Here is a 13,108-nt window from a genome sequence, read left to right as displayed (position 1 = left end):
TCACGGAAGTGACCATTCCGCCACCTGGCCTCCGCATCCGGGGCGCGGATCGCCCTCGGAGCTGCCATCCTTCGAGAACGCAGGGGAGGCCGCGGACAAGGGGGGCGTACATGCCTGGCTGGAAGGCGCTGTCGGACGAACTCGACCCGGACGTCCGCGCGTTCGTCGAGAGGCTCCGCCGGCTGGTCGACCGCAGCGGCCTCGGCGTCACCGCCGTGGCCGAGCGCACCGGACACGACCGGAGCACGTGGGACGCCTATCTGGGCGCGCGCCGGCCCGTCCCGAGGAACGCGGTCGCGGCGCTCGCCGAAGTGACCGGAACCGACCCCGGGGACCTGGCGGCGGAGTGGGAACGCGCCGAACGGGGGTGGTCGCGGAGCGGCCGTCCGGATCGCCCCGATCGCCCCGACGGTCTCGACGGTGCCGGCGACCCGGGCGACGCAGACGCCAATGCCGACAGCCCTGGCGACGACCGAACCATGCAGATCCGGCGCCTCGGGCAGGTCCCCCAGGTCCCCGCCTCCGCCGCCGCGCCCGCATCCCCGGCTCCGGCCCCGGCCACGTCCCGACCTCGACCCCGCCGGACGCCCCTCCTCTACGCCGCCGGGATCCTCGGCGCCCTGCTCGTCGTCACCGCCGCCCTCCTCCTCGTCGACCTGGGCGGTACGGGCGACGGCACCGACGACCGGGCCGCGACCCCGCCCTCGCCGACCGCCCCGACGGCCGCGCCCAGCGTCAGCCTCCCCGCCGGCGTGAAGTGCGCGGGTCCCGGCTGCACGGGCCGCGACCCGGAGGCCATGGGCTGCGGCGGCCCCCTCGCCACCACCGTCGCCCGCACCCGCGTCGGCACCGCCCAGCTCGAGGTCCGGCACAGCGAGACCTGCGCGGCGGCCTGGGCCCGGATCACCGGAGCCGTACCGGGGGACACCGTCACGGTGAAGGCCGCGGGGGCCACCCGGCGCGCCGAGGTGAGCGCGGGCGCCGACACCGACGCGTACACCCCGATGCTCGCCGTCGCCTCCGGCGCGGACGCGACGGCCTGCGCCACGCTCGCGGACGGAAGCGAGGCCTGCACCACGAACTGACGGACCCTCGCGGTCTCGGACGGGTGGCAGTGAGCCGGACCACAACGGGGTGGGGGTCCGGGGGCCCCCGGGTCCGATAGCCTGACCGCTGGAAATCTCTTCACGTCGAGACACCGATCGATCGCACTGATCGATCGTCGATCGTCGATCACGAGGAGACGTCCGGAAACCCGGGGCAGGGACCCCCACCGCCAGCTGTCTTACGGAGATCGCCATGACCCGCACTCCCGTGAATGTCACCGTCACCGGCGCGGCCGGCCAGATCGGCTACGCGCTGCTCTTCCGCATCGCCTCGGGCCACCTGCTCGGCGCGGACGTGCCGGTCAAGCTGCGCCTCCTCGAGATCCCGCAGGGCGTGAAGGCCGCCGAGGGCACCGCCATGGAGCTCGACGACTGCGCGTTCCCGCTGCTCAAGGGCATCGACATCTTCGACGAGCCGAACAAGGGCTTCGAGGGTGCCAACGTCGCGCTGCTCGTCGGCGCCCGCCCGCGTACCAAGGGCATGGAGCGCGGTGACCTGCTCGCCGCCAACGGTGGCATCTTCAAGCCGCAGGGCAAGGCCATCAACGACCACGCCGCGGACGACATCAAGGTCCTCGTCGTCGGCAACCCGGCCAACACCAATGCCCTGATCGCCCAGGCCGCCGCCCCGGACGTGCCGGCCGAGCGCTTCACCGCGATGACCCGCCTGGACCACAACCGCGCGCTCACGCAGCTGGCCCAGAAGACCGGCGCCTCCGTCGAGGACATCAAGCGCCTCACCATCTGGGGCAACCACTCGGCGACCCAGTACCCGGACATCTTCCACGCGGAGATCGCCGGCAAGAACGCCGCCGAGGTCGTCGCCGACGAGGCGTGGCTGGCCGACACCTTCATCCCGACCGTCGCCAAGCGCGGCGCCGCGATCATCGAGGCCCGTGGCGCGTCCTCCGCCGCCTCCGCCGCGAACGCCGCCATCGACCACGTCCACACGTGGGTCAACGGCACCGCCGCGGGCGACTGGGCCTCCATGGGCATCCCGTCGGACGGTTCGTACGGCGTCCCGGAGGGCCTCATCTCCTCCTTCCCCGTCACCTGCACCGACGGAAAGTACGAGATCGTCCAGGGCCTGGAGATCAACGACTTCTCCCGCGCCCGCATCGACGCCTCCGTGCAGGAGCTGTCGGAGGAGCGCGAAGCGGTCCGCGAGCTCGGCCTCATCTGAGCCGCGACCCGAGGGCCTGACCCGGCCCCCGCACACCCGGCGCCCCCGGACCGTACGACCGACCGTACGGCCCGGGGGCGCCGTCTTTTCGCGCCGTTTCCGCGCCGACTTCCGCGCCGACACGGAGTCCCCGCCTCCCCTATGCTGTCCCACCGGTCCCGTCCAAGTGGACCGCCGACACGGACAGTTCCGCAGTAATCGGGGGAGTCTTGGCGCAATCGTTCGTACCCCAGCAGCCCGGTCAGCCACCCGGTCAGCCACCCGGCCAGCCACCCAGTACGCCGCCGGGTACGCCACCCACCACACCGCCCGCCGTCGATCCGCGCCGCTTACCCTCCGCGAGCGAGTCGACCCGCCTGCTCTGCGCCGGCACCTACCTCGACGACGGCTTCCGGGACGCCGTCATCGACCAGCTGTACGTCCACGAGGAGCGTTTCGCCGCGCCCTCCCTCGGCTTCGACGCGAGCCGCGTCCTCGCGCACGCGCTGCGCGCCCGCCGCATAGAACTCGCCTGGGCCGTCGGCATCCTCGCCCTCTGGATCATCGCGATCCCGCTCACCAAGGGTCTGATCGTCCTCCTGATCGCCCCGTTCCTCGTGCTCGGCCTCGCCCGCTGGGTCCGCGGCCGGTCCGACGCCGCGCCCCTCTACCGCACCGTCCCCGCCTTCGTCCTGCGCTGGTACGGGCGGATCACGTTCGTCCAGTCGGCGCTCCTTCTGCTCTTCCTCGCCTTCGGCGACGACGAGACCGGCTGGGAGCTCCTCGGCGACGTCTCCGAGGCGGGCGAGTTCCTCGGGTTCGCGCTCGGCGTCGCCGCCGAGGGGATGTTCGGCATCGGCCCGCTGGAGGTGTGGATCACCATCGCCGTGCCGCTGCTCGTGGCCTGGGCGGTGGCGACCCAGCACGGCCAGTTCGCCCGCGCGCTCACCCAGGAGCTCTCCAAGGAGCGCTTCCCCGACCTCCGTTCCGACCCGGCCGAGCAGGCCGAGGGCGTCCGCTCCCGCCGCCTGCGCGACCGGATCCGCGTCGAGCAGCACGCGCGCCTCGTCATGTACGGCTCCGACGACCCGTTCTGCGGCGCCGGCGCCCCGTACGAGCCCTGGTCGCTCTCCATCGAGCTGCGCCCCCGCAAGAGCCTCGACGGCAAGGCGCCCGAGCCGCTCGACAACAGCGCGATCATGCGGCACGTCGTCCCGCTCGTGGAGGCGCTCCGCGTGCCTTCGCCGCACGGCTCGCCGCAGATCCAGGCCGCCGTGCGCGACCGGCTGCGCGAGCTGGAGATCGACGAGGTCGTCTTCCTGCCCGTCGACGGACTGCCGGCCCGTACCGCCGCCCCGTACACCCCTGAGGGCTTCGAGCTGCACCGCTCGGGCGCCATCGAGGAGGGCGGCGAGACCCGCCGTCACTTCCTCCGCGTCCGGGTCGGCGGCTGGGGCGAGGAGATCGTCGCCACCGTCTTCGTCCGCGTCCACACGCAGGGCGGCATGCTGATGCTGGAGGTCGCCCCGCACGTCCTGCGGCCGGTGAAGCGGCTCTACCGGGACGCCGACCGGATCGCCCACCGCTACCGGCACAACCACCACTTCGGGAAGGCCGTCTGGGCGCTCGGCCGGATCCCGCGCTCCGGCGGGCAGGCCGTCGTCACCCTCTGGCGGGCGCTCGGCCACGGCTGGCGGCTTCTCACGGCGGGCCACGCCAACGCGCTGCCCGAGGGGCCCTGGCTCTCGGTCCGCGAGCGCGGCTCCGACGACGAGGCCTCCCTCTTCCAGGAGATGGACGTCAGCCGCTACCTGAAGAGCATTCAGGACCGGGTCGCGAACGGCGTGACCGTCGCGCTGCGCGAAGCCGGTTACGAGACCGCCGAGTTCGAGCAGAAGATCATCCACGTCGCCGAGGGCGGCACGTTCATCGAGAACACCAAGGGCAACGTCACCCTGGGCAACCACAACACCGTCACCAACAAGACCTTCACCACCTCGACGACCGGAGGCGACCGTGGCTGACAGCGGCAACGACAGGGCCCGCGGCGGCATTCACGTCACCAACACCAGTGGGAACGTCACCATCGGCGACAACAACACCGTCACCACCGCGGTGAACGGGGCGCAGCCGGCCCGCGATCCGCGGCAGGAGGAGCTCCTCCAGGCCATCCGCAGGCTCCGGGCCGACCTCGGCGGGGTCGTCGCCTCCGAGCAGACCGCCGCCCTGGACGAAGAGCTCTCCGACGCCGAGGACGAGATCGAGGGCACGGGACACGCCGGTACGGGCCGCCTGACCCGGCTGCGCCGGGCGCTCGTGGACGCGGGCGCGGTGAGCGGGATCCTCGCCTCGGGCGTGGCCGTCGGGCAGGCCGTCGGCGCCCTGCTCGGAGGGTGAGATGAGCGCCCGCTGGAACGACGAGACGCAGAGCTGGGAGACGGTCGGGGGCGGCGTTCCGGCCCCCGGCCCGTCACCGACGCCCGCTCCCGCTCCCGGTCCCGCTCCCGGTCCTGCTCCCGTTTCCGGTCCCGTCGCGCCCCCGCCGCCTCCCCCGCCCTCGTACGCCCCCGAGTACGTACCGGAGACGGGGGAGTGGCAGTACGTCACCGCACCGGGCCCGGCCGGGCGGCCGCGGGCGGCGCGCGGGGCGGTCGCGGCAGGCGTGGCCGTCGCCGTCCTGGCGGCGGGTTCGGTGGGTTCGTGGCTGCTCTGGGGCCGGGGCGAGGACGGGAACGCCCCGGGGGCGGGGGGCCCGGCGGCCTCCGTCTCGGCGCCGCTGGAGTCGACGTCCTCGGACGACCCGACGGACGACTCGACGGACACGGAGACCCCGTACGAGACCGACTCCCCGTCGGACTCGCCCACGCCCTCCGACTCCGCCACCACCTCTCCCGCCGACGACGTCCCCCCGCCCACCTACAAGGTGCAGAAGGACCTCAAGGGCTTCACGATCGCCGTCCCCGAGGGCTGGCACCGCACCGAGTCCGACAAGGAGGGCGTCTTCTACAACGCGCCGGACGGGAAGAGCCTCCTCCAGGTCTTCGTCGTCACCGAGCCCGGCATGACGCCGTACGAGGCCCTGCGCGGCGCCTCCGACGACGGCGAGGCCAACAAGCCGGGCTACGTGGAGATCGGCCTCGACCGGGTCACCGGCGAACCGGGCGCCCCGGCCGACTCCGCCGAGCTGGTGTACGCGTACGACCGCGACGGCGGCCGCCGCAAGGTCGTCGACCGCGCCTTCACGGCGGCGGACGGCAACCACTACGCCATCCTCGCCGCGGGCCCGGAGGCCGACTGGCCGAAGCAGCGCGAGGTCCTGCGCGTGGCCCTGCAGTTCTTCCGCCCGGGCGCGTACTGACGGCGACGGCGCCGTTCCCACGGACGGGTGCCGCGCTCGGTCCGACGGTGCCGCGCTCCGTCAGGCGGCGCCGCGCTCAGTCAGACGGTGCCGCGCTCGGTCCGACGGTCCTGTGTTCAGCCCGTGGTCACGGCACCGCTCCGGAGCCTCGCCGCCAGGGCCGTGAGGTCGGCCGTGGCGCGCAGGAGCAGGCCGTCGCCGAACGTGACGCGGGTCGCGCCCAGCAGGCCGAGCTCGGCGAAGGACAGGCCGCCGGGGACGGACAGGGCGTTGAGGGGGAGGTCGCCGAGCGCGGCGCGCAGGGCCGGGAGGTCGGCGGGCGGGGCCGCGATCGGGTAGACGCAGTCCGCGCCCGCCTCGGCGTAGAGCCGGGCGCGGGACACCGCGGCGTCCCGCACCGCCGTCCCGTCGGCCGCCTTCCGGATGTACACGTCCACGCGCGCGTTGACGAAGAGCCCGGGTCCCGCGGCCGCCCGGACCTCCGCCAGCCACGCGGCATGGGCGTCCGGGTCCTTGAGCCCGCCGCCCCGGTCGCCGTCCTCCAGGTTCACCCCGACCGCGCCGGACTCCCGTACGCGTTCCACCAGTTCGGCCGCCGGCAGCCCGTAGCCGCCCTCCAGGTCGGCGGTGACGGGTACGGAGACGGCGCGGGCGATCCGCGCCACTGCGGCGAACATCTCCGCCGCCGGCGTCTCCCCGTCCTCGTACCCGAGGGCGGCGGCGATCCCGGCGCTCGGCGTCGCGAGAGCGGGGAAACCGGCCTCCTCGAAGGCGCGGGCGCTCACGGCGTCCCACGGGCCGGGCAGCACCAGCGGATCGCCGGCCGCCCGGCCCCGGTGCAGGGCGCGCAGGACGTCGGCCTTCGGTCCCCGGCTCACGCGCTGCGGGGGGTGTAGTGGCCGGGCGTCAGCCTGGTCGTCACGCCGATCCGGTTCCAGGCGTTGATCGTGACGATCGCGGCGATGACCCGGGCGAGCTCGGTCTCGTCGAAGTGCGCGGCCGCCTGCGCGTACACCTCGTCGGGGACGAAGCCGTCGGTGAGGACGGTGACGGCCTCGGTCAGGGCGAGGGCCGCGAGCTCCCGCTCGGTGTAGAAGTGCCGGGACTCCTCCCAGGCGGAGAGCTGCACGATCCGCTCGACGGTCTCGCCCTCCGCCAGCGCGTCCTTGGTGTGCATGTCGATGCAGAACGCGCAGTGGTTGACCTGCGAGGCGCGGATCTTGATCAGGTGGTAGAGGGTCGGGTCGACGTCCTTCGCGGCCGCCGTCTCCAGCCGGATCATCGCCCGGTAGAACTCGGGGACCCGCTCGGCCAGGGCGAGGCGGGGCGCGTGCTCGTGCGCGTACGGGGTCGTCCGGTTCGTCGTCGTGGTGGTCGTCATGCTTCTCACCGTACGAGCAGGATGGCGCAGGAGTATGGTCCATTTCCATGGCAAACGAGTGGGCCACTTTCGGCGCCGACCTCCATCTGGAGCTGCGCGGTCCGCGGCTGCGCGCCGGACTCATGGACGCGCTCCGGGAGGCGGTCCGCAGCGGGCGCCTGGAGGCGGGCACACGGCTGCCGTCCTCCCGTTCGCTCGCCGCCGACCTGGGCATGGCCCGCAACACCGTCGCCGACGCCTACGCCGAGCTGGTCGCCGAGGGCTGGCTGACGGCCCGGCAGGGCTCGGGCACGCGTGTCGCCCGCCGGGCCGCGCCCCGCAGGGCCGCGCCCCCCGCCCCTGCCACGTCCGCCACGCCCACGACGGCGGTACGGGCCCGGCTCTCCGCCCCGGCGCACAACCTCAAGGCCGGCACACCCGACCTCGCCTCCTTCCCGCGCGCCGACTGGCTCACGGCGTACCGGCGGGCGCTGACCGCCGCCCCGAACGAGGCCTTCGGCTACGGCGACCCGCGCGGCCGGATCGAACTGCGCACCGCGCTCGCGGAGTACCTCGCCCGCGCGCGGGGCGTGCACGCCCGGCCCGAACGGATCGTGATCTGCGCGGGGTTCGTGCACGGGCTGATGCTGATCGGCGAGGTGCTGCGCGGCCGGGGGGTGCGGGACGTGGCGGTGGAGTCGTACGGGCTCGGCGTCCACGCCGACCTCCTCGTCCGGGCCGGGCTCGGGACCCCGGTCCTGCCCTTCGACGCACGCGGCACGCGCGTCGAGGAGCTGACGGGCGCCGGGGGTGTCCTCCTGACGGCGGCGCACCAGTTCCCGCTGGGCGGTGCCCTGCCGCCGGACCGGCGGGCGGCCGTCGTCGACTGGGCGCGCGCCTCGGGAGGCTTCGTCCTGGAGGACGACTACGACGGCGAGTTCCGCTACGACCGGCAGCCGGTGGGCGCGCTCCAGGGTCTGGATCCCGAGCGGGTCGTCTATCTGGGGACCGCGAGCAAGTCCCTGGCGCCCGGGCTGCGGCTGGCGTGGATGGTGGTGCCGGAGGGCCTGGTGGGCGAGGTGGTCGCCGCGAAGGGGGCCGTGGACTGGGCGTCGAGCGCTCCGGACCAGCTGGCGTTCGCCGAGTTCCTCGGCTCGGGGGCGTACGACCGGCACGTACGGGCCATGCGGCTGCGGTACCGGCGGCGCCGGGACCAGCTGGTGGAGGCGGTGGCCGCGCACTCGCCGCCGACGCGGGTCAGCGGGATCGCCGCCGGCCTCCACGCGGTCCTCGCCCTGCCGCCCGGCACCGAGCAGGACGTCCTGCGGGCCGCCGCCTGGCACGGTCTCGCCGTGCAGGGGGTGAACCAGTTCCGCCGGCCGGGCGTGGAGCCGGCCCTGGACGGTCTCGTCGTCGGCTACGCCACACCCCCGGACAGCGGCTGGCAGGGCGCGCTCCAGGCCCTGTGCCGGGTACTGCCCCAGGCGCCGGGGGGCGCCTAGAACAGGGGGCGCCTAGAAGGTGCCCGGGGGTTTCTCGGCGGAGTCTTGCCCGGGCCCGGGCCCGGGGCCGGGCCCGGGGCCCGGGCCGGATCCGGAGCCCCGGCCGGTGCTCTGGCCGGAGCCCGCCCTCGCCGCCGCCCCCGCCCCCGTCTCCACCGTCCGCCCGCTCGCGTCCACCTCCGGTGGTTCGCCGAAGCGGGCCAGGGTCAGGGAGCCCGCCACCGCGATCGCGAAGCCGGTGACCGCGAGCCAGCCGAGGCCCTCCCGGGTGGTGTCGCCGAGCCAGACCACCCCGATGATCGCGGGGCCGATGGTCTCGCCGAGCACCGCGCCCGCCGTCGCCGTGGTCACCGAGCCGCGCTGGAGCGCCGAGGCCAGCAGCATGAACGCGGCCCCGCCGCCCACCAGGAGCGCGTACCAGACCGGATCGGCGAAATCGATGCCGTCGATCAGCCGGACCGCCACCTCCACCACCCCGAAGCCGAAGCCCGCCCCGAGGCCGAGGACGAGGGCGCGGGGCTTCGCCGGCAGCCGCCCGCCCACGACGCCGAGCAGCAGCACCCCGAAGGCGCTCGCGAGCAGCGCCCAGGGCAGCCACTCGGGGCCGTCCTGGTGGCCTTCCGTCCCGGAGGCGAGGCCCAGCAGCGCGAGCCCCGCGCAGACCACGCCCACCGCGGTCCACTCCACCCGGCTGAGCCGCGCCCGCAGCACCCGGGAGGCGATGACCGCCGTGACCGCCAGGCTCGCGGCGAGGGCCGCGCCGACCACGTAGATGGGCAGGGTCCGCAGTGCCACGATCTGCAGGGCGAAACCGATGCCGTCCGCGCTGAGGCCGGCGAGGTACCGCCACTGCCGCAGCGCCCGCCCCATCAGCGCGAGGTCGACTCCGCCGCCGGTCCCCGGTGTCACGGCGCGGGTCGCCATCGCCTGGAGAACCGAGGCCGCGCCGAAGCAGACCGACGCAGCGAGCGCACAAATCATCCCGAGTAGCACGAAATGACTCTAGGCGCTGCGGCTGGAATTGACCGGCCTACACTGTGCGGTCGCGACTGCGAAGGGGAGGGCCAGGGACATGCGGAGGCTGAGGTCGAGCACGGTGGTGCTCGGCGGGATGGGTGTGCTCGCGGCGACGATCACCGCGTGCGGCTCGGAGCCGGACCAGCGGTGTGTGGACCCGCTGACCCGGGAGGAGCTGCCCAGCTACCGGTGCGAGAGCGGTGGCGGCGATGACGATGACGACAGCAACGGCACCACGACGCGGGGCTCGTACTACTACGGCGGTTCCGTCCGGAGCGGCAAGGTGAGCGGCGGCAGCTTCAGCAAGGCGGCCGTCGACACCGGCGGTTTCGGCTGCTCGGGCTCCGGCGGCGGCTGAGGAGGGCCCGGCACATGAAGCGGCACACCATCGAGCCCCGGCCCGACTGGCAGGCGATCGTGGAGGAGCAGGGGGTCGTCTACCCCCTGACCCGCTACCCGGACGGTTCGCTGCGTCCGTACTGGGACGAGAGCGCGTACTACTCGTTCACGCTGCCCGAGGTCGAGGCCCTGGAGGAGGTCGTCGAGGAGCTGCACGCGATGTGCCTGGCCGCCGCCGCGCACATCGTCGAGCGGGACCGGTTCGCCGAGCTCGGGATCACCGACCCGAAGCTCGCGTCCCTGGTCGCCGAGTCCTGGCGGCGCCGCGACGAGCTCCCCTCCCTCTACGGGCGGTTCGACCTGCGCTACGACGGTACGGGCCCGGCCAAGATGCTGGAGTACAACGCCGACACCCCCACCTCGCTGGTGGAGGCCGCCAGCCCGCAGTGGTTCTGGATGGAGGAACGGTTCCCCGGCGCCGACCAGTGGAACTCCCTCCACGAGCGGCTCGTCGACGCCTGGAAGCGCCAGGCGCCCCTGCTGCCGCCCGGCCCCGTCCACTTCGTCCACTCGGACGGCGACGAGCTCGGCGAGGACCTGATGACGGTCGCGTATCTGCGCGAGACCGCGCAGCAGGCCGGGCTGGACACGGAGGCGCTCTCCGTCGAGCGGATCGGCTGGGACCGGCTCTCGCGCCGCTTCGTCGACGACCGGCTCCGCTTCATCCGCAGCTGCTTCAAGCTCTACCCCTGGGAGTGGCTGACCACCGACCGCTTCGGGAAGCACGTCCTCGACACCCTCGACAACGGCGGCGGGACCGGCACCACCTGCTGGATCGAACCCGCCTGGAAGATGCTCCTCTCCAACAAGGCGCTGCTCGCGATCCTGTGGGAGCTGAATCCGGGTCACCCGAACCTGCTCCCCGCCTACCTCGACGGGCCGCGCGAGCTCGCCACGACCACGGGGTGGGTCGCCAAGCCGCTGCTCGGCCGCGAGGGCGCGGGCGTCACCCTGCACGAAGCCGGTACGGAGCCCTTCGTACGGGACGGGGAGGCCTGCTGCTACCAGGAACTGGCCCCGCTGGCCGACTTCGACGGCAACAAGGTGGTGCTCGGCGCGTGGGTCGTCGAGAACGAGGCGGCGGGGCTCGGGATCCGGGAGTCGGCGGGCCTCGTCACCGACGAGTACGCCCGCTTCCTCCCGCACGTGATCCTGTAGGACGCCCCGGCCCTACTCGGGGACGTACTCCCTGAGCGGCGCGGGCTTGAGGCCGGCCGCCTCGGCCAGGTCCAGGGCCCGCGTCAGGTCCTGCTCCAGGGTCTCGTTGAAGTGGAGCAGGATGATGTCGCCGGCCTTGAGGGTCGGCGTCGGCGGGGTCCACCCGCCCCAGGTCGTGAGGTCGTACGTCCACGTCACCACGGCCTTCGCCCCGCAGGCGCGCGCGGTGGTCCGGGTGGTCGCGTCGTACGTGCCGTACGGCGGGCGCAGCAGCCGCGGGCCGTCGCCGAATTGGGCCAGGTGCTGGTCGCGTGCCCCGCACACCTCCGCCTTCTGGCCGGCGGCGTCGAGCGTGGTCAGGTCCGGGTGGTCGACGGTGTGGTTCTCGACGCGGGAGCGGCCCTGGTTCAGCAGGGTGTGGAAGTAGCCGGAGTCGTACGAGTAGGCGCCCGGCAGCAGGAAGAGCGAGGCGGGCACCCGGCGGTCGAGCAGCAGCTTCGCCGCCGCGGGGTCGTGGTACCAGCCGTCGTCGATGGTGATGAAGACGACCGGGTCGGTGGTGTCGACGTGCGAGACCACCGGGACGGGCTCGGGCCAGGCCGCCCCGGGGGCGGAGTGCGCGGGTCCCGTGGAGGCGCCGAGGAGCGCGAGGGGGACGAGGGCGGCGAGCGCGGCACGCACGGCGTGACGCAGACGGAGTCTCGGCATGGCGGCATCATTGGCCTAGACCAACTGTCGTGTCAATGGCCCGAGTTGCCCCGCGTGAGACCGGTACGGGCGCGCCTCCGCCCCTTCCCGAAACGGACCTCGTCAGTCCGCCAGTACGCCCCTCAACTGCTCAAGACCCCAGTCCAGATCCTCCTTCGAGATGACCAGGGGCGGCGCGATCCGGATCGTCGACCCGTGCGTGTCCTTCACCAGGACCCCCCGCTCCATCAGCTTCTCCGAGATCTCCCGGCCCGTGCCGTGCGACGGCGCGATGTCCACCCCCGCCCACAGGCCGCGCCCGCGCACCGCCTCCACCGCCCCGCCGCCCACGAGCAGCCCCAGCTCGGCGTGGAGGTGCTCGCCCAGCTCCGTCGCCCGCTCCTGGAACTCGCCCGTCCGCAGCATCGCGATCACCTCGAGGGCCACCGCGCAGGCCAGCGGATTCCCGCCGAACGTCGACCCGTGCTCGCCCGGTCGGAACACCCCCAGCACCGACCGGTCGGCGACCACCGCCGACACTGGCACGACACCGCCGCCCAGCGCCTTCCCCAGGATGTACACGTCCGGCACCACGCCCTCGTGCTCGCACGCGAACGTCTTCCCCGTCCGGCCCAGACCCGTCTGGATCTCGTCCGCCATGAACAGCACGTTCCGCCGGCGCGTCAGCTCCCGCACCCCCGGCAGATAACCGGCCGGCGGCACCAGCACCCCCGCCTCGCCCTGGATCGGTTCCAGCAGCACCGCCACCGTGTTCTCGGTGACCGCCGCCTCCAGGGCCGTCAGGTCCCCGTACGGCACGATCTCGAACCCCGGCGTGTACGGGCCGAAGTGGTCCCGCGCCTCGTGGTCCGTGGAGAAGCTGACGATCGTCGTCGTCCGGCCGTGGAAGTTGTTCCCCGCGACCACGATCTTCGCGTGCCCGTCCGGCACGCCCTTCACCTCGTACCCCCACTTCCGGGCGGTCTTCACGGCCGTCTCGACCGCCTCCGCCCCCGTGTTCATCGGCAGCACCGCCTCCTTGCCGCACAGCGCCGCGAGCTGCGTACAGAACTCGGCGAAGCGGTCGTGGTGGAAGGCGCGCGACGTCAGCGTCACCCGCTCCAGCTGCGCCTTCGCGGCATCGATCAGCCGCCGGTTGCCGTGCCCGAAGTTGAGCGCCGAGTAGCCGGCGAGCATGTCGAGATAACGATGCCCCTCGATATCGGTCAGCCAGGCGCCGTCCGCCGAGGCGACGACGACCGGCAGGGGGTGGTAGTTGTGGGCGCTGTGCGCCTCCGCGGAAGCGATCGCGTCTTGCGTCCTCGACACGGGGTCTCCGTTCGTCCTGCGGCCCGGGAG

Annotated in this window: 13 protein-coding genes; 8 read left to right on the top strand and 5 right to left on the bottom strand. The window is 73.7% G+C overall.

Annotated elements, in window-relative coordinates; translation table 11 throughout:
• Positions 1–110 precede the first annotated feature (110 nt).
• The 5 genes from ACIBG6_RS20840 to ACIBG6_RS20820 all read left to right on the top strand — a co-directional run bounded on the left by ACIBG6_RS20840 (position 111) and on the right by ACIBG6_RS20820 (position 5,626).
• A complete protein-coding gene (locus ACIBG6_RS20840; protein WP_399224074.1) occupies positions 111–1,085 on the top strand; it encodes a DUF2690 domain-containing protein in 975 nt (324 codons plus the stop codon).
• A gap of 214 nt (positions 1,086–1,299) precedes the next feature.
• Positions 1,300–2,289: a malate dehydrogenase gene (locus ACIBG6_RS20835; RefSeq protein ID WP_399224073.1), complete on the top strand. Its 990-nt coding sequence runs from the start codon at positions 1,300–1,302 to the stop codon at positions 2,287–2,289.
• A 209-nt stretch (positions 2,290–2,498) separates the two neighbouring features.
• On the top strand, positions 2,499–4,292 hold the full coding sequence (locus ACIBG6_RS20830) for a hypothetical protein (RefSeq protein ID WP_399224072.1): 1,794 nt from the start codon (positions 2,499–2,501) through the stop codon (positions 4,290–4,292).
• Positions 4,285–4,665, top strand: a complete 381-nt coding sequence (locus ACIBG6_RS20825) for a hypothetical protein (protein ID WP_399224071.1) — start codon at positions 4,285–4,287, stop codon at positions 4,663–4,665. The genes ACIBG6_RS20830 and ACIBG6_RS20825 overlap by 8 nt, the downstream gene beginning before the upstream one ends.
• 1 nt (position 4,666) lies before the next feature.
• The gene (locus ACIBG6_RS20820; RefSeq protein ID WP_399224070.1) at positions 4,667–5,626 is read left to right on the top strand and encodes a serine/arginine repetitive matrix protein 2; all 960 of its coding nucleotides are present in this window, start codon (positions 4,667–4,669) and stop codon (positions 5,624–5,626) included.
• Positions 5,627–5,742: 116 nt separating this feature from the next.
• On the opposite strand, the gene ACIBG6_RS20815 is transcribed toward ACIBG6_RS20820, so the two are convergent.
• On the bottom strand, positions 5,743–6,504 hold the full coding sequence (locus ACIBG6_RS20815; RefSeq protein WP_399224069.1) for an isocitrate lyase/phosphoenolpyruvate mutase family protein: 762 nt from the start codon (positions 6,502–6,504) through the stop codon (positions 5,743–5,745).
• Positions 6,501–7,007, bottom strand: coding sequence for a carboxymuconolactone decarboxylase family protein (locus ACIBG6_RS20810; RefSeq protein ID WP_399224068.1), 507 nt, complete (start codon positions 7,005–7,007; stop codon positions 6,501–6,503). The genes ACIBG6_RS20815 and ACIBG6_RS20810 overlap by 4 nt, the downstream gene beginning before the upstream one ends.
• A 47-nt stretch (positions 7,008–7,054) precedes the next feature.
• Between ACIBG6_RS20810 and ACIBG6_RS20805 the strand changes: the two genes are divergently transcribed.
• A complete protein-coding gene (locus ACIBG6_RS20805; protein WP_399224067.1) occupies positions 7,055–8,488 on the top strand; it encodes a PLP-dependent aminotransferase family protein in 1,434 nt (477 codons plus the stop codon).
• A 12-nt stretch (positions 8,489–8,500) separates the two neighbouring features.
• Here ACIBG6_RS20805 and ACIBG6_RS20800 read toward each other — a convergent pair whose 3' ends face one another.
• Positions 8,501–9,469: a hypothetical protein gene (locus tag ACIBG6_RS20800; protein ID WP_399224066.1), complete on the bottom strand. Its 969-nt coding sequence runs from the start codon at positions 9,467–9,469 to the stop codon at positions 8,501–8,503.
• A 91-nt stretch (positions 9,470–9,560) separates the two neighbouring features.
• On the opposite strand from ACIBG6_RS20800, the gene ACIBG6_RS20795 reads away from it, so the two are divergent.
• On the top strand, positions 9,561–9,863 hold the full coding sequence (locus ACIBG6_RS20795; protein ID WP_024755284.1) for a hypothetical protein: 303 nt from the start codon (positions 9,561–9,563) through the stop codon (positions 9,861–9,863).
• 14 nt (positions 9,864–9,877) lie between these two features.
• Positions 9,878–11,062 (top strand): glutathionylspermidine synthase family protein, encoded by a 1,185-nt coding sequence (locus tag ACIBG6_RS20790; RefSeq protein WP_399224065.1) that lies wholly within the window; start codon positions 9,878–9,880, stop codon positions 11,060–11,062.
• Between the two features lie 12 nt (positions 11,063–11,074).
• Here ACIBG6_RS20790 and ACIBG6_RS20785 read toward each other — a convergent pair whose 3' ends face one another.
• Both ACIBG6_RS20785 and rocD read right to left on the bottom strand, forming a co-directional pair.
• A complete protein-coding gene (locus tag ACIBG6_RS20785; RefSeq protein ID WP_399224064.1) occupies positions 11,075–11,770 on the bottom strand; it encodes a polysaccharide deacetylase family protein in 696 nt (231 codons plus the stop codon).
• 102 nt (positions 11,771–11,872) lie between these two features.
• The gene (gene rocD, locus ACIBG6_RS20780) at positions 11,873–13,078 is read right to left on the bottom strand and encodes an ornithine--oxo-acid transaminase (protein ID WP_399224063.1); all 1,206 of its coding nucleotides are present in this window, start codon (positions 13,076–13,078) and stop codon (positions 11,873–11,875) included.
• Positions 13,079–13,108: the final 30 nt, after the last annotated feature.

The organism is Streptomyces sp. NPDC050842 (genome assembly GCF_044456565.1).
Lineage (GTDB): Bacteria > Actinomycetota > Actinomycetes > Streptomycetales > Streptomycetaceae > Streptomyces.
This window is presented reverse-complemented; position numbering and strand designations above follow the sequence as displayed.